The following is a 17,348-nucleotide window of genomic DNA, read 5'->3' as shown; positions in this document are numbered from 1 at the left end:
CGACTCACAGTGAGTGTGCGTAACGCTCCGCTAGCCGCCACGGATCGGTGGAGCCGACATGCGACGAGAGGGGTCTTCGTGATCCAGGAAGCGTGTATGTCACGGAAGCCGTGGGACTTGGCCTTCACGGCTGAGCCCGAGGAGGTGGCCGGGCTGCGTCGGATCATGCGGTTGCATCTGGGGCTCTGGGGCTTGCATGACGTGACTGACAGCGCCCAACTCTGCGTGAGTGAGCTAGTGTCCAACGTCATCGCGCACGTTGGCCCCGGCACACCTGCCACTCTTGCCGTCTCCATCACCGGCACCTACCTGCGTATCGAAGTCCACGACCCCGACACGCGCGCCCTCCCCACCCTCGTGGATGCGGCGGTCGATTGCGAGGGCGGTCGCGGCATGGCACTCGTCGATGCCCTCGCCGACCGCTGGGGTGTTCAGCTCCATCCCGATCGGAAAGTGACCTGGTGCGAGCTGGCCACCGCTCTCACCTCACCGACGGGCCACGTCGGAGGCCCCGGCGTGAGGCGGGCCGAGACATTGCTCGACATCTACGCGACGACGAAGCTGGTTTGCAATTCAAACTCGGGCAGGTTGAGCACGGCCGTGGCCGAAGAAGCGGTGGTCGACGTCATCACAGACTTCCTCCACTGGCTTCGAGCGCATGGTTGTGACGTGGACGAGGTCCTTGACCACGCCCAGATGCACTTCGAGGCAGAGCTGTCCGGCAGTGAGTTCGCCACCAAGAACAGCTACACCACACCGGGGGACGCCATCCGTGCCAGCCGGTGAACGAGCCGGGAAGCCCTGTGCGAGGCCACTGCAAGCATGGCTGAAGCGGCGGGGATTGGAAACGGAGCGTCAGCTACCGTGCCAGTCCCCGCCACTGGCGGTATCGGTGGTGCACGACTGCCGCTCTGTATCGGTGTCCCGGATGCTAGTGGTCCAGTATGTGCGCGAAGAATCCAACGTGAGGATCGTCCGGGGCGCCGACGAGCAGCGCGCGGTCGAGCAGGATGTTGTTGTGCTCGCAACTCGTCTCGGGGAGCATCACGCAGGCGTGGCAGGCAGCCAGGTTCGTCCCCCCTGTGCCCGACGCCTCGGTCTCCATACAGAGCGGGTCGGAAGAGCACCACTCGGCGCGGTGGACTGCAGAACGCAAAGTGCGATCGAGAAGTTCCGGTTCACCCTGTGCGACGAGACCGCCGAGACTGCCCGCCGAATCGCTCGTCGCCGTATAGACGAGTACTCCGGCCATGTCGTCGGCGGCGTACAGGCGCTCGCGCAGGGAAGCGGCCGGGTAGCCCGCCTCCAGACTCCACTCGTTGATGAGGGCGTGGGCCAAGGTGTGCAGCAGCACCATGCGGGGGGTGGCCGGGGAGGGGACGACCCGGCTCGGGTCGCCTGCCCGCTGCTCCAGCACCCGCTGGTGAGCGGTGCGTATCCGCTCGATCCGGGCCGCCACCGCCGTGGCCTTCTCCCAGGAACCCAGCCGGTCCTCATCCAGGCGGAGGAAGACTCCCTCGCCACGGACCTCCATGGCTGGAAGCCAGCGCAGAGGGCTTTCAGAGAGGGGCATCTCCTTCGAATCGGTCGTCGACTCGGCGTCGATCAGCCGGGTGAACGCCTTCAGGGCGCGCACCTCGCGGAGTTTCTTGACCAGCATCGGGCCGGTGACACCGAGCGGACCGAGCACTCTCTGGTCGCCCAGCGGAGTCTCACAGACGAACTGCTCGTCGCGGGAGTGCTCACTCTCGTCGTTTCCGGAGCGGAGACGCTCGTACTCCTTATTGCGCAGGGCGCGGTACCGGTGGTCGAAGGTGGGGGCTGCCTCACCGTCGGAGTCCTCCTCGCGCTCCGCGTCCAGCAGCGCCATCACCTCGTCCAGTGGTACAGGACATACGCCCTTGAAAGCTCCCTTGAGGTAGATCTCGACGTGCTCGCGGCTGTCGTACTGGCGGAGCGCGTCCCAGTGTTCGGCGAGAGGGTCCGCGCGGCCGTCGCTCCACGGCGGAATGGACAGCGCTGACTTCAGCACCGGCTGCCATACCGACGAAGAACCACGCTGGAGCGTGCGCAGAAGGAGCCCGCACTCCTGAGCCGCCGCGGACGTACCGAGCCACGGTCGGGTGCCCCGGCACGTGAGGCCAAGATCCTTCAGGGCGTTCCTGCGGAAGGAGCCCTCCATCGAGACCTCCGGCGCCTGCCCACAGGTGCACGAAACGAGAATCGAGCGGAGCGAGGACGTACGCCCGGAGGAACGCAGCTTGAGCTTCCCGCCGCACTGTCCAGCCGCCGTGGCGCCGCGGTTGGTGGATCGGTGCACCCACTGCCAATACGGGAACTCGCCGAGATGTCCGGCCTCGCAAGCGACGACGAAACGGGAGGGGACGAGGTCGACCTCACACGTGCCGCAGATGCTTCGACCGCCAGGCGGGTTGAAATCGCGGTGTCGCTGGAGCTCGGTGCACTCGGGACAGGAGTGCATCAAGGGGAAGCGTCGAACCCGGAGGCCGTCCTTGCTGTTGTCGTCGGACGCGGGCGGCAGCCGGAAGTAGTCGACGCCGAGCACGCGGGCCAGGCGCCGTTCGTGAATCCGCGGGGACTCGTCGAGGCTCCAGTTCTCATCGGCCCCGTCCATACCCGAGACGATGAAGGACTCGTGGTCGACGGCGATGAGCGATCCGACGCCGTACGTGGTGATCGCCTGGGCCCGGCGAACCGCACCGCGCCGCGGAAGGTTGTGTGCGGGAACGGCGCCTTTCACGCCGGTCCGGCGACGGCGGGCGGGGGGCGGGGTCATCGGGTTCCCTCCATGAACAGGGCGGACTCGGCGTCGACGTCGCGCAGGCTCCACAGCGTGGACCACGCCCTGGCCTCCTCGGACTCGTCGTCGTACGCCTTCAGGAGCGAGGGGGCACGACTGCCCCTGCGTGGTTCGAAGAGCAGGTCGTTGCGGATGTCGGCTGCCTTGCACCACCACTCGACGAACTCGTCGAAGTCCTGGGACACGGCGTCGATCTCCTCCGGTGTGACCTCGCGGACGCGGTCCAGGAGCACGGACTTGATGTCGTCGCGGAGGATGTGTTCGTAGGAATCGACCTTGCTGGCACCCTCGTTGGGCCGGGCGGCCGGAATCATGATGCGGGCGAGGGCGACGATCACCGCGTGCAGGCCCCGTTCGCGGGCGCGGGCGGAGAACGGGGTCACGGAGGTGGACTCGACCTCGCGGTAGAGGGCCGAGTGGAAGTGCTGGAAGCTCTCGTAGTGGGAACGGTCGCGGGATCGAGCCGAGTTGAGCATGACCGCAACCAGGCCGGGATGCGCTCGGCCGACCCGGCTCGTGGCCTGGATGTACTCGGCGGTCGTCTGCGGCTGACCCATCACGGCCATGAGACCGAGGCGGTCCACGTCCACGCCGACCGCGATCATGTTGGTGGCCAGGAGGACATCCACGGTGTCCTCGTCGGGGAGCCTCTTCTCGATGCCCTTGAGGCGAGTGGGGATCTCGCTGGCGTCCACACGGCTCGTCAGCTCCGAGTAATTGGCGACCGAGCGGACCGCCACGCCCTTCCGTTCGGCGAGCAGCTCCAGATAGGCCACTACGTCGTCGTGTACCTGGAGTTCGGCTGCGGAAAGTAGCCGCAGGCTGTTGAAGTAGCCGACGAGACTCCAGTATGCGTCGCGCACCTTGTCGTTGGTGTCGGCGTGCTTGGCGCGGTGCAGCAGAGTGGCGTACGTGCGGATCAACAGCGTGGACTGGCTGGTACCCGGGGCCAAGAGGCCGACATAGCGGCGGCTCGCCTTCTCCTCGCGCGGGGTTTCCACGGCGAACCACGAGTCGCGGGAGTCCAGACCGGCCGGCGGGAACTGCCGTACTTCGCGGGCGAAGAGATGGCGACCCTGATCGGCGGCGCGACGGATGGTCGCGGTGGAGGCGATCACCTTGGGGCAGTCGGCCAGCGCGTCCACGGCGGTCTCATAGAGGCCGGTGAGGGTTCCCAGCGGTCCGGAGATCAGGTGGAGTTCGTCCTGGACGATCAGTTCCGGGGGAGGCGTACCGTCTTCCGGGTCGTCGAGGTTGAAGAGCGCGGAGGTCGCCGGACGCCACGGCATCGAGGCGAACTTGTCGACAGTGGCGATCACCAGCGTCGGTCGGGCGTTGTACACCGCCTCGTCGATCAGGTGGACGGGCAGGCCGTCGGCGAAGTCGCAGTCCGCGCTGGGGCAGCGGACGTGCATCCGCTTGACGTCCTCGTCGGCCTCGTAGTCTCGGGCGTCCAGTCGGGTCCCGCACCAGGGGCAGGCGTGCAACTGAACGGGATTCTCGGTGGCGAGCCGCTTGTCGAGATTGGCGCGTAGCTCGTCGAGCTTGGCGCCGGCCTCGGCCAGCGTGTTGGGCGTGGCTGAACGCCCCACCCACATGCCGACGGAGAACTCCTCGCGGCCCAGCTCCGGAGTGCGGCGCCGCATGTGCTCCATGGCACAGAGCAGGATCGCCGCACGCTCGAACTGCTGAAGCGTGAGCAGCCGCAGCGTGTAGCGCATGAGGACAGTGACACCGCCGCCGTGTGTGCCCTTGCGGATCCGACGCAGGAACGACGTGAGGGCAATCAGCCCGAGGTAGGCCTCCGTCTTGCCACCACCGGTGGGGAACCACAGCAGGTCGGAGACCCGCCGGTCGCGGTGCTCGGGGTCGTCGATGCCGGCCAGGCAGAGCAGCACGAATGCGATCTGGAAGGGTCGCCAGCGACCGGCGGCCGGGTCGGGGGCGCCGACGCGTCCGCTCTTCACCCAAGCGCTGCGGGCACGCTGGTCGGCCATGGCGCGGTTGGCAAGCCGGAACGCCTTCATCAGATCGGGCTTGATCCGCAGCAGCTCGATGCCCTCGCGGATCCGGTCGAGCGCCTCGCGGCAGGCCTCCACTTGGTCCCGCGCGGGCTTCTCGTGGGTGCCGCCCATCAGAGCATCCGCCTCGGCCGACTTCCGGTCGATCCAGCGCTCGTAACCCGTGGCGAGCCCTTCCAGGCCGGCCAGGACCTCGGCGTCGGACTTCTCTGCCAGCCCCAGCATGGACAGCGTCGAGCTGTCGATCTCCGGGTTGGAGTCGGTGAGCAGTACCTCCACGCTGGGCACGAACTCGCTCCGCACTTCGGCGACAGCGGCCAGGACGGTGTCGGTCATGCCGATCGGAGGCGGGGTCCAATCCCATGCGGCGGCGCAGCCGTGACCCACCGCGAAGGTCGGGGCGTGGCGGTGCAGTAGCCGACTTGTGGCGATCTCCGGGTCGTGGGCGACGGCCGGGGCGGGACGCTCGACGAACGTGGTGGAGCCGTCGGCGGCCCGAACCGTCAGACCGCACTGGAACAGGGAAAAGGCGTCCTGGAGATCCCGTTCGCCGACCTTCTGAGCGTTGACCAGCGTCACCGTGATCGTGACCGTGCCGCTGATCGGATCCAGGCTTCGGACATTGACGTGCAGCCGGACGCCGTTCGGGAACTCCTCGTGCAGTTTCTCCCACCTGTTGCTGTCGGGCGTGGTGACGTCGACAGAAACGTCCGGAAGCTGGAGTTCCCTGCGCCGCCACTGCTCCCGCTGCTCGGCGGTGGTGCGGGCCTCGGCACGGCGGGCCGGGATCGGGTTGCCGTCGACGTCGGTGGCCTCGTAGACGGCCGCACGCGCCGAGACCACGATCGTGTCGCTTATGGCAGGGTCGACCGCGAAAGTCAGACCCATGGAGGAGGGACGCCTGTCCCCCGCGGCCCGGATCTCCTGCGCGGCGTCGGACTCCTCGACGTCTTCGCGGGGGAGCTGCGGGGCGACATCAAGGCCGTCCTGTTCGGCGGCGTCCTCGTCCTTCCGCTCCTTCGCGGCCTTGTCAGCGGCACGCGGGTACAGCACGCCGGTCAGATAGCGGTCGATCGGCGCGTCGTGCGTGAGGACCTCGTGCCGGTCCTCCGGCGAGGCGTCTTCGCAGGGGCCGAAGAGTTCGCGGCGGAGCCCCATCAGGAGTTCCTCGTCCCGGACCCGATAGTGCTCGGAGTGCGGACCTGCTACCTGCGTCATGGGCGCTGCTCCTCGTCGTTGTTGGCCCGCAGATACCTTCCGATGCCGGTGATCCGGGGGACGATCCACACGCCTCGATTGCCGAGACCTGCGTTGGCGCCCGCGGCGGTGCTACCCGTCACGGTCTCCAGGGTGTCGACCCGTATGCCGTGGATCTCCTCGGGCCACCAGGGATCCCACGTCCGGTTCACCTTCTGCACCTGGAACAGCTCCGCGCGGAACCGCTCCGACGCCTCACCGATCTCCCGTCCGTTGTGCACCAGGGCGTACGGTGGGCTTTGGTACTCGCCCATCGGCAGGTCGTGGCGTTTGCGCAAGACCACTTCCTGCCCGGGGCCTACCTGTTCCAAGAGATACGCCTGGGTCGCCACGGCGTCGGTCTGGTGGCCCGGCGGGTTGTCCCGGCAGATGTCGCTCGCCTCGGCGACGACGCCGAACCGGTCGTACGACCGCCACCCGCCGACGTACCGGCGACCGTTCCTTCGGCCCCCCGCTCTCTTGAGGATCGGCAATTCGGGGGACTGGGCGTGGTAGAGGTCCTGGCGGACGCGCGTCATCGCCACGTACAAGGCTCGGGCCTCGGCGGGGAGGTCCAACTCGTCCTTGTGTTGCTTGTGGAGCTCGGCGATGGTCGGCGGGGTCAGAACGATCACCCGGTCGAACTCGAGGCCCTTGGCACGGTGCACGGTGGAGACGACGATTCGTGTGCTCTCCGGGTCGGCTGCCTCGTCGGGGAACCTGCCGTCGGCGATGGAGCGGCGCAGCCGCTCCAGATCGAGCACATTGCGCCCGGTCCCCTGTGCGGCGCGACGCAACACTGTCCACAGGGCGCTCGGATTCGGCTCGTATGGCAGAGGGATCTCTGTGAGCAGAGAGCGGAATCGGCCCTCGGTGAGGCCGGTCGCCTCAGTGCGGCGCAGCAACTCGGCCACCCAGTACGGCACCGGCCGCTCTTCAAGAGGGGGCCGCAGCCGGTGTGCAATGCCGTGCTCGTGGAGTAGTCCGGAGACCACCAGGGCCTGACGGTTGTCGCGAGTGAGGATCGCGCACGTGTCGGAGAGGTTCCGCAGCCCGTCCAAGGCGAACTGATCGGTGAGGTCGCCCATCCCGTTCGCCGGATCCAGCAGCAGGTCGCGCAGTTCGTCGTAGAGTGTCGCCGCCTCATCCGTATCGCTGACCTGCTGGAGCCAGGGACCGTGCCTCAGTGCGATCCGGGCCTCGGGGGTGCCGGCCCGGAAATTCTCAGTGAGGCGCAGCTCCACAAGATCGTCGGGATAAGAACAACGCAACCACTCGAAGAACCTGCCGGTCTCGTCCTTGCGTTCGGTCAGGTCCTCGATCTGGAAGCCGTAGACGGACTGGGCGGCGTCGCCGACCACGGTGAAGCCGCAGCTGTCCTGGTAGCGGTCGAGCAGAGCCTCCACCAGTTCCCGGCGGTCACCTAACAGGTCCTGCACCTCGTCGATCACCACATGGGAGGGCGGGACGGCGTCGCCGGACTCCAGCGCGCCCTTCTCGATCGCTTCGACTGCGGACTTGATCCGCTCGTCGAAGGAGGCCGCACCCCAGTCCTGGTCCGGGTATGCCTGAACGAGCACCCCGTAGGCCCAGGCGTCGAAGGTCTGGGCTCGCACCCGGCGGGCCCGCTCCCCATGCCGGGCGATCCGCTCGCGTAGCTCGCGGGCGGCTGCCCTGGAGAAGGTCAACACAAGGATCTCGGCGGCCTCCAACGCCTCGTCGGTGTCCTCGTGACCGCACAGCGCATCGAGGCGGCGCACCAACGTGTGCGTTTTTCCCGCCCCGGCACCGGCGGTGACGAGGACACGCGCATCCCAGGGCTGCTCGACCACGGCCCGCTGCTCGGCGGTGAGTGGGGGGCTGTCGAGGTAGGTGTCGGTCACTTACCACTCCAGAGGTGCTCGAACTGGGTGAAGGCGAGCTGGGTGTCGAAGTTGGCGACGTTGTCGCTGACGTTGAGGATCAGGCAGGTGTCCTTGCCGCCGTTCTTGGGGCCGCGCAGGCCACGACCGATCATCTGTTGGTAGACGTTGGTGCTGTAGACCGGGCGGGCCACCACCACGACACGGGTGGCGGGCGCATCGAACCCCTGGGTGAGGACACCGTAGTTGGTGAGCACCCGGATACGGCCCGTACGGAAGTCCTCGATCCGCCGACGCCGGTCCTGAGGGCTGGTGGTCGCGTCCACAGCAGAGGCAGGCACCTGACGGTCGTTCAACATCGCTGCCAAGTACTTCGCATGGTCCACTGACGTGGCGAAGAGCAAGGTCGGCCAGTCCTCCGGAAGCTTGCTTACTTCGTCGATGATGCGGCGGCTGCGCGCGTGGTCGTCGGCGAGGCGCTGTTCGGCGGCGCGGGAGAGCACCGCCATCCGGTCGGCCTGCGCCTTCTCGTCGCGGGTCAGTTCGATTCGGCCGCCCTCCAGCGTGCGGTGCTCCACCTGGGCGAGCATTCTCCATTCCTGGAGATCCCGGTACGGATCACCGGACGGGAAGACACCCTCGTCGAGCCGTCGGTTACCGAAGCGGTTGACCAGTCGACGGGTTTCCTCCTCGTTGGTGTTGCGGAACGGAGTGGCGGTCAGACCGAGCAGATGCCGTCCGGTCTCGTACTGGGTGAGCCCCAGCTGTCCCAAAATCTCGGTGTACCGCTTGGAGATGGCGGTGTGCGCCTCGTCCACGATCACGAGTGCAGCCTGTCGCAGCCAGGCGTACTGATCGGTGTCCAGACAGCGCTCCAACTTGGCGTCGGTAGCGATGACCAGGTGCGGGTGTTCGACGACGTTCCCCACCTCGTTGCTGCTCCACAGCCGACTGATGGTGAGCGGCCGTTCCGCCCCCACCTTGCTCCACACGAACTTCCAGCCCTGTACTGCCTGCTCGCAGAGCTCCTCGGTCTGCGCGATCCACAGCAGAGGCCCCTGCAAGTCGCCCACCCGCTTCACCCAGCGGATCACGGCTTCGGCGGTGACCCGGGTCTTGCCGGCGCCGGTGGGCAGGGACAACATCCCGCGCTGTGGGGCCAATCGGTCGAGAAGGGTGGAGATGTTCCGGACCAGATCCTCCTGGTAGTTGTGCAGCCGTGGGAAGTCCCGCGGGCCGTCCACGGTTTCGAACGCGGGCGGTGACGGCATCCTGGAGCCGGCGAAGGACACGGGCAGCTTCAGGTCCGACACGAAGGCGACGGCGGCCGACGAGCCTCCGTACGCGACCGGCGCGTTGGGGAATTTGGCCTGGATGTCCCGGGCGTGCTGTTGAAGCACGCCGTCCCCGTGCGCGTTAAAGGCCATCTGCGCGATCCGGTGCCCGGACGGTTCGGCACCGTCGGTCTCCTGCAGCTCGGCCTCCATCAACCCTTCGGGCAGCCCCGACCGCAGGCCTTCCGCGCCGATCAGCATCTCGATCTTGGCGACCACGTCCTCGGCGTCGCGCACGGCCTTGAGCGCCGCCTTCGTCTGGCTGTCCCGTGCCATGCGCTCCTGGTGCTCCAGCACCGCCCGGCAGCCGGCCGGGCCGAGCCCGAGCTCCAGCTCGCGGTCGATCAGTCGCAGCATCGGCTCGGGGTCCAGCGGGACGCGGACCTTGATGGTGCTGCCGTGGCGCACGGCGTCCAGGGTGGCGTGTTGCGTGCCCTTGGGGGTGCGGGTCACCTCCTCCAGCTCGGTGCACCGCTGCACGAGGCTGTTCCGGTTGGCACTGTTCAACCGTTGGCGCAGCGCGGGGTACAACTCCACCAGGAGGACCGGGTCACCGTCCGGGACTTCGCGGGTTTCCTGGCTGATCACGTCCGAGTAGCGAAGCATGCCCCACTTCTCGACCATCAGCTCGGCGTCCTGGGGTGTCGCCACGAGCAGCGCGGGAAGCTGCTCAGCCCGCAGCGCCCGATACTCGGCGGCGTCGACTGCGAGGGTGATCTCGTCATCGGGACGCGCGCCCCAGATGTCACCGATACGGCACCGGGTGAGAGTGTCCTCGGGGAAGTCCGCGCCGAACCTGGTCAGCATCACGTAGGTGGCGCCGACGAAGGTGTCATCCTCGCTCTGGGACACCTCGGCGAGAAGGGTGTCCCAGCGGTCGGACGGAACCTCGTCGACCGTGGTCGGCAGACGCAGCTTGCGGGCTTTCTCCGGGGAGATGTCGGCGACCGGCAGCACGTCGCGGTAGGCGGCCAGCTGCGGTCCGACAGCCTCCTTGAGGGGCTTGATCCCCTGGGAGGTGGCGACCGTCCCGTACTTCTTGAGCATCCAGCGGATCGGAGAAATCACGGCCTGCCGAGTGCTCGACTGGGCACCGATCCGACAGGTCCAGTTGTCCACCACGTCGTCATCGGCCAAAGCCTTCAGAAAAGCGGCGCGAGACTCCTCCGAGAGGGATCGGAACAGGTGCAGCGGTCCACCGATCGCGGAGCCCTCTACCTTCATCCGACTCAGGGACGGACGGGGGGCGCGCTCGTCCAGACTCCTCAGAAGGGCGGAGTGGACCACCTCCCGGTACTCCTCGAACCAGAGCTCGCCCTCCGGCCGCACCCCGGTCGAGGGACGCTCGCGCAGGCCGATCTCCGGGAAGAAGGAGAGGTCGTCAGAGTGGAACTCCTTGTCGACAGCGATGCTCGGGTCACGCCGGGCGTCGACCACCGCTCCCGGAAGCATGCAGTCTCGCACCGGCCGGAATTTCCCGTCGGCGGTCCGCACGTGCAGCGTCTCGCGAGGCGTCGGCACCCGTTCCAGAACTCTTTGGGCCAGCCGGCGCCCCCCGGCCTGTCGGAACAGCTCCCAGAACCGCTCCCATTCGTTGTCCCGGTAGTCGTCGAAGCCTTGGTCGAGGACGCTCACGAAGCGCCCCTCGACGTCCGCCTCCCGGATACCGAGTACGTTGAGAGCGTGAGCAAGCGACGGATCCTGGGCGATGCCGTCGACCACGTACACCAAGGACTCACGCAGTCCTCCCTGGTCCGCGCGGCGGAACACTCGACCGTGCACAGGGGCGACGAGACCGTGCTCCTCCGTGAGCACGATTCGAGCCTTTCGTGCCTCCTCCACGTACGGGGACCCAGCCTCGATCATGTCCGCGAGAATGCGGATCGCCACCGCCGACGCCTCGGCGGTGCCGCACTCGACGAGTGCCTCCAGCCACTCGCGGACGTCGGTCCGCCCGTGCCCGGCCGCGCCGAGGATGTGCTCGACCTTTCCGGAACGCAGCGAGTCCGCCTCGACGCTGGGGTGCAGCCAGTTCGTGGGGCGACCAGGGCACTCGTGCCACATGCGTAGCCAGCCGGCGAGGCGTTTCTGGTCCTTGTCGAACCGAGGGTGGACGCGCAGCTCGGTCGGTACACGCAGCACCCCCTCCTGGTCGGGCAGCGACGGACGGACCGCGGCCCGCGCCCAAATTTCCCGGGTCAGGAACTCGTCCGCCCAACTGATCGCTTCCTTCACACGCCCAGGCAGCAGAGGAAGGTACGCGGCCGGGTCCGCGCTGGGGGTGAGAGCGGGAAGGGAGTCGACGACCAGCGTCGCCGACACCCTGATCATTTCCTGATTGAAGGGCGAGGAGTCGAGGAGGTTTTGCCGGTCCTCGTTGGTCTTCCAAGCACCATTGAGGATCCCGCTCAAGGAGATCTCGTACTTGGTCGGGAAGAAGGACCAGAAGCGTCCCCGGCCACGAGACCTCGGGCTGACGTACAGTCCGCTGTCCGTATCCTTCTCCAACTCGGGTACGGCCCAAGCGAGATCGAGCGAGAGCCGGTCGTGAAGCTCACCGGCATCGGCTCGGGCGGCCGGGCCGGGCTCGTGGGTGACGGTGAAGACGCGCCAGCGTTCAGCGGCCGTGGGCTTTCCGGTCCGCTCCTCGACCACGGTGTGCAGATCACCGCTCTGCTCGGTGGTCAGCACCCGGCGAGCGAGCGGACGAGGCCGATGGTCCTCCAGGACGACCTTCGCCACGTGAGGGGAGAAGAGCTGGAAGCCGACCGGGAACTCCTCGCGCTGCTCGCCGGGACGGCGCGCGCGACCCCCATGCATGTCCAGACCTAGCCGATCGTCCGCTCCCACAAGAAGCGGCAGCCGTACCACGGTGGTTGCCCAGGTGAGCAGTTCGTCGAGGACCGGGTCGGCTGCGCGCTCCAGACGCTCGTCGAGCGGGCGGGCCATCCGCAGCACGGGAGCGTCGAACTCGGGTCCGTACCGCTCCACGACTCCAGGTACGGACCTAATCTGTCCGTATGACCATGCGCGATCGAAACCGAAGCTGCCGGATCGGCTGAAGAATTCCGGGGTGTCGGTGACCACGAGGACCGACTTCACCCCCACGCCGAACCGGCCGATCTGCCCGCCTCGCTTGCGTGACATGCTCATTCGGAGAATGGTTTCCGCGCCCTCGGGGGTGACCGGAGTTCCTTCGTTGGCGCAGTAGAGATGAGATTCGGTGAGGACGACGTGGATGGAGCCACCGGGTTCCGCGGCGATTTCGTCGGCCGCGTTCTGGACGAGTTCGAAGAGCTGACGGTCGCCGTATCCGCCTTGAGTGATGCGCCGCTCGCCGTTCGAGTGTTCCGCGATCAGTCCAGGGTCGACCTCGTATGTCTGCAGAACCCGGGAGGACTGCTCGATCACCGTCTTCACTACGGGGGTCTGTTCAGCGGACACGGGTCTCCGATCCTCGGCACGGGTGGGGCGGGTGATGTCACGGACGCGGTTTCCACCCAAGCGGTTCCACGGAGAGTCAAGGTGCACGGGAAGGGCAGATAAGCGGTCGTATTCGCTCACGATCTTGCACTTTCCACGATTGTGAGCCTCGGGTGCGGCGTCAAGGGCTGCCTGCTCTTTCAGGGAGAGCGGATATGTGTGTGCGGCGGAACGAAGAAAGGAGTGGAAGTGTGCATCGTGAAGGCAGCGAAAGGGCCTGTTCCCCAACAAGACACACCTGTGGGCGGATCGGAGAAATGTTTCTTCCGAGGCATGTGGGGCTACCAGTGAAGGACCGTAGTGGATTCGAATCGGCGTGCGCAAGTGCCCTGTTCCTAGGGTCTGTTGGGGGCGGAGGCGGAAGATCTCGGTCCGCTTTCCCGGGAGGTAATTGACCCTCTCGACATCGCAAACAGTAGATACCAGGCAAACCGGCAGTTGTCCGGCGGTCCATCGATTCGGAGAGCTTTGATAGAGGTCAAACTTCCTTTGACAGTCGCCGCTCGTGTCAACCGTGGGGGTAGGGTAAGGACGTCGTAGGAACGAGCCGAGAGCGGAGTGCAGGTGACCGTGGAAGCAGGCGAGGACTTCGGCCCTTGGTTGGCACGGCAGTTGAAGCTGGCGCGTATGACCCAGACGCAACTGGCACTGGCGGTGGACGTGACGCGTGCGGCGGTCTCCGCCTGGATCACTGGGCGAGCCACCCCAAGGCCGGAGACGATCGAACGGATCGCCCAGGCCCTGAACACCGACCTGGCCACCGTGCACACGCGCACCACCGACACCCTGGCCGGCCTACCTGTCGGTTGGTACCACCGTCCCGGACACGCCGACGGTGGGCGCGAGTTGGGCAACGCCGCTGCATTCGCCTTCGATGCCGACGTGGGGGTGTTGGCGCGCGAGACCTGCCAGAACAGCCTCGACGAGCGGCTCGCGGAGAACGGCCGCCCGGTCCGCGTGCGGTACACCCTCCATGAGCTCACCGGTGAGGCCCTGGGCGCCTTCCGAAAGGCGATCCTTTGGGACGAACTTCACCCGCATTACATGGCAGTTTCGAAGGCCGCTTCCCAGCAGAAGGTCGGACGTGTCGTGGACGCCGGTGTTCGCGACATGTTCGAGAAGGGCCGATTGGTCCTCCTCCGGATCGACGACTACAACGCATCCGGTCTCACCGGGGACGACTACGGCGACGGCAAGTTCTCAGCCGTCGTCCGTCGACAGCTGGAAAGCCTCAAGTCGGGTCGCGGGGCGGGTGGTTCCTACGGCCTCGGCAAGGCGACTCTGTGGGCGACCAGTGCGCTCGGCATGGTCCTGATCAATTCCACGCTCTCCGTACCCCACGAGGGCCGGACCGAGCGCCGTGTCATCGGACGACTCGAGCTGCCGTGGCGTTTCATCGAGGGTCGCCCGTACGCGGGCCCCGCCTGGCTGGGGCGCCCCGACCCCGATAGCCCGGGTGCAGAGGTGGCTCGTTCTTGGTGGGCCGACGAGGAGATGGTCGAGCGCCTCCATCTCGCCCGAGACAGTGACGAGCCGGGCACCTCCTTCCTAATCGTAGGTGCCCACGACGTGGCAAGCCTCGACCAGAGCACTCTCGACCTCGATGCTGACGAGGAGGACGGGAGCGACGACGGGACGCGCGACATCCGAGCCATGCACCGACGGCTCGTCGAGGCACTGGGGCGGGACTTCTGGGCAGCGATGACCGGTGGCGGAAGTCGACTCCCTCTTCTCGAGACCTCGGTCCGCACGCTGCGTAACGGTGAGGTCGTCATAGAGGAGGAGAAGGTCGACCCCACCGACGCCCAGCCCTCTCGAACCCGGGCGCTGCGTGCCTTCTACGACGGGACGACCGTGGACCGGCTCACCGAGGCCGGTCAGGTCGCTCTCCGCACGGTCCCGCTCCGGCTGCCTCTCTCCGGCGGGCGTCGTGGCACGCTCGGCACGCACCCAGCGGTGCTTCTGGTCACGGACGCCGAGGATGCGGATGGCACCTCGAACCAGGTCCACTCGCTGCGCGGGAATCGGATGACCATCAAGAAGTCCGGTGTCGCCGGCCTGCCCCTGGGCGTCAACGCCTTTCAGGCCGTACTCCTGGTGGGGCAAGCGGCCGGGGAGTCGGCTCCCTTCGCCGAGGAAGCCGAAGAGTTCCTGCGTGCGGCCGAGCCCCCCGAGCACGACCGCTGGGGCCAGACCGAGGAGTTGACCCTCCGCTGGTCGCACACCGCGCACCATCGCATCGCGCGGTTGACCACCGAGGTCAACGCCGCTGTGAAGGATCTGGTTGCCCGGCCGAAGCGTTCCGGCGGCCAGGGAGGCGCGAAGCTGCGGAAGGCGCTCACGGTCCCGCGAAAGACTGCGCCCAGGCGTCACTCCGGTCCTGTCCTGCCGGAGCTGGACGGACTCGACGCCTCGATCGGCGCGTCCGGGGAGTGGCAGATCACCGCCGAGGTGAAGCTGCCTCGTGGTGGTGACGAACTACCCGCCATGACACCGGTAGTTCTGCTCGATGTGCGTTCGGGCAGTCGTCCCAAGCTCGACTGGGCCGAGCTCGTAGCCGTGGAGGGCTGTGAGGTCGAGGACGGCGTGCTCCGCTTCACGCCTCGCGCCCGGCGAGCCATCTTCCGGGGCTCCACCGATGTCGCGAGCCATCCGGTCCGTACCGCGCTCACACGGCTCGTTCTCGAACTGCGTGCCGGCAAGGGGAGTGAGGCATGAAGTTCTACCCCTACAAGCGGCTCAACCGACCAATCATCCTTCGGGTGACCTCGGCGTCCCTCAAGTTGCCCGACGGTTCCAGGGACCACCTGGACACCTCGGCGTACTCCACCCCGCAGCGGACCGTAGCTCTGGGCGTGCCGCAGCACCAAGACTGGGTCTCGGCCAGGATCGGTCTGTCCGCCACACTGCCGCCCGGCGCGAACGCCCTCGATGTCCCGTGGAGCGACCTGCGCGTCCTGGCGGTGCTCACCGACGGCGAGACCAATGTGCGTACCGTCGTCGACCTACGGCAGGACGCCCCGGAGAGCAAGGAATGGTCAGGCAGCATCGAGTTGTTCCGTGACGATCACGTGGGCCGTGCCACCCTTGCGGCTCATGCTGTCGCCACGGTCGACGACGTGCCTGGCCGGGCGATCGCCGAGACCGACGACCACTGGACCGTCGACGTGGCTGCCGAGGAGCCGCTCGGTGGCCTGCGCCTCGACGTGAAGCAGATAAGTTTCTCGAATAGCGCGCGGGAGTGGCTGCGCGCCTACCCCGACGCACCCTGGATCGTTGATGCCTCGGGCCGTTTGCCGACGGTACTGGTCAATACAGACATCGAGGGTTTCTCCGATCTCCTGGGCGGCGACAGCGGGGGCCTTGAGAACAAGGTCCACGAGATGTTGGTCTCCCAGATGGCCACCGATGTGTGGACCGCGGTGTTCCACAGTTCTGTGGGCGACCTGGAGGTCGAACCCGACGGCGCCCCGGTCTTCCCCACGGATTGGCAGGGCGAGGTGCTGCGGGAGATGCTCCCCGACGTGGTCCCGGGCGTCCATGTCGAGGAGGCGCTCCGTCAGGTCCACCGCCGGCGCACCGGCGACGCGGGATGGGTGGAGCTCCAGACCCGCATCCACTACGCGGCCGTTCGGCGTGCCGGGGCGAGCAAGGCGCTCGCCAATGCCCTGCGTGGACTCCAGCAGATGAACCGAGGGGACGGAGCATGATCGAGAAGCCGCACCACCTTCCCCAGAGGCTCGGCTTGTTGTCCGCGACGGCGGCTGACCCCTTCCTCACCGAGGACCTGCTCAAGGGGATCCAGGGGCACGGAGGCGTCGACCTCGCCAAGGTCGTCGAATCGTTGCCGGAAGACGATGCCCGGTGGGAGGTCGAACCACTCAGGGAACTCGTGGAGGACGCGATGCACGAGTTCCGGGACAAGCGGACCGAGGCCGACGCTTGGCTCGCACCCAGGCTCCACGCAGCTCTCCGCATCACTCGGCGGGAGGCTGCGGACCGAAGGCTCTGGAACCATCTCGCGTTGGCCGTCGCCCCGGACTACGTGGCCTGGCGGCACCTCTTGGCGACTGCGTCGAGCGAGCGCGAGCCGCGCGTCAGTCCTGCCCGCTTCAAAGGCGCGCCCGATCGTCAGTGTTTCTCGCGCCTGTGGTGGGTGGCGGAGATGTTCCGCAACGGCAGGGACTACTCCCCTGTGGTGGCGGCCTGCGGCAACCAAGAGCTGATCCACTCCGCGCTGAAACGGGAACTGATCGACCACCGCCCCACAGCCCAGGCCCTGGTACGCATCTTGGGACGCGGGATTGCCAGTACCCGTGACATTGAGGGCCTCATGACGGCGATCAACGCCGCCGGCGCGACCCTGATCTATGACGTGCTGGCCCCGGACGAACCACGCGACACCGAGGCGCTGCGCCAGTGGGTTGCCGAGGCCCAGTCAGCGCCTCCCGTACCGCGACACTCCCTACCAGTGGGGCCCGATGAGGAGCCCGTCCCGGAGGAATCGGTGGTCGCACTAACCGACTTCTTCGCCGAACTCTTCGAGACGGCCCCAGTGAGGGGCAGAAAGCTTCAGACATGAGGGCAAGGG

The 17,348-nt window shown here is 67.3% G+C and carries 8 protein-coding genes; 4 read left to right on the top strand and 4 right to left on the bottom strand.

The window, feature by feature from the left end; genetic code table 11:
• Positions 1 to 96 precede the first annotated feature (96 nt).
• The gene (locus tag IE262_RS23045) at positions 97 to 786 is read left to right on the top strand and encodes an ATP-binding protein (RefSeq protein ID WP_189876249.1); all 690 of its coding nucleotides are present in this window, start codon (positions 97 to 99) and stop codon (positions 784 to 786) included.
• A gap of 145 nt (positions 787 to 931) precedes the next feature.
• On the opposite strand, the gene drmB is transcribed toward IE262_RS23045, so the two are convergent.
• Genes drmB through IE262_RS23025 form a run of 4 tightly spaced genes read right to left on the bottom strand, consistent with a single transcriptional unit; the run spans position 932 to position 12,718 of the window.
• Positions 932 to 2,797, bottom strand: a complete 1,866-nt coding sequence (gene drmB / locus IE262_RS23040) for an MrfA Zn-binding domain-containing protein (protein WP_189876146.1) — start codon at positions 2,795 to 2,797, stop codon at positions 932 to 934.
• Positions 2,794 to 6,060 carry a helicase-related protein gene (locus tag IE262_RS23035; RefSeq protein ID WP_189876144.1) on the bottom strand — a complete coding sequence of 1,089 codons (3,267 nt, stop codon included), beginning with the start codon at positions 6,058 to 6,060 and terminating at the stop codon, positions 2,794 to 2,796. Before IE262_RS23035 ends, drmB begins: the two co-directional genes overlap by 4 nt.
• Entirely contained in the window at positions 6,057 to 7,961 is a 1,905-nt protein-coding gene (locus IE262_RS23030; protein WP_189876142.1) for a UvrD-helicase domain-containing protein, read from the bottom strand. The genes IE262_RS23035 and IE262_RS23030 overlap by 4 nt, the downstream gene beginning before the upstream one ends.
• Positions 7,958 to 12,718, bottom strand: a complete 4,761-nt coding sequence (locus tag IE262_RS23025) for a DEAD/DEAH box helicase (protein WP_189876140.1) — start codon at positions 12,716 to 12,718, stop codon at positions 7,958 to 7,960. The genes IE262_RS23030 and IE262_RS23025 overlap by 4 nt, the downstream gene beginning before the upstream one ends.
• Before the next feature lie 609 nt (positions 12,719 to 13,327).
• On the opposite strand from IE262_RS23025, the gene IE262_RS23020 reads away from it, so the two are divergent.
• The 3 genes from IE262_RS23020 to IE262_RS23010 are packed head-to-tail and all read left to right on the top strand — an operon-like array spanning position 13,328 to position 17,339.
• Positions 13,328 to 15,475, top strand: coding sequence for a helix-turn-helix transcriptional regulator (locus IE262_RS23020; protein ID WP_189876247.1), 2,148 nt, complete (start codon positions 13,328 to 13,330; stop codon positions 15,473 to 15,475).
• The gene (locus IE262_RS23015; RefSeq protein WP_189876138.1) at positions 15,472 to 16,467 is read left to right on the top strand and encodes a hypothetical protein; all 996 of its coding nucleotides are present in this window, start codon (positions 15,472 to 15,474) and stop codon (positions 16,465 to 16,467) included. The genes IE262_RS23020 and IE262_RS23015 overlap by 4 nt, the downstream gene beginning before the upstream one ends.
• Entirely contained in the window at positions 16,464 to 17,339 is an 876-nt protein-coding gene (locus IE262_RS23010) for a DUF6339 family protein (RefSeq protein WP_189876136.1), read from the top strand. Before IE262_RS23015 ends, IE262_RS23010 begins: the two co-directional genes overlap by 4 nt.
• Positions 17,340 to 17,348 lie beyond the last annotated feature (9 nt).

Source organism: Streptomyces bluensis, from assembly GCF_014650715.1.
GTDB lineage: Bacteria > Actinomycetota > Actinomycetes > Streptomycetales > Streptomycetaceae > Streptomyces > Streptomyces bluensis.
The sequence above is the reverse complement of the archived record's forward strand: the minus strand, read 5'-3'. Positions and strand labels throughout refer to the sequence as shown.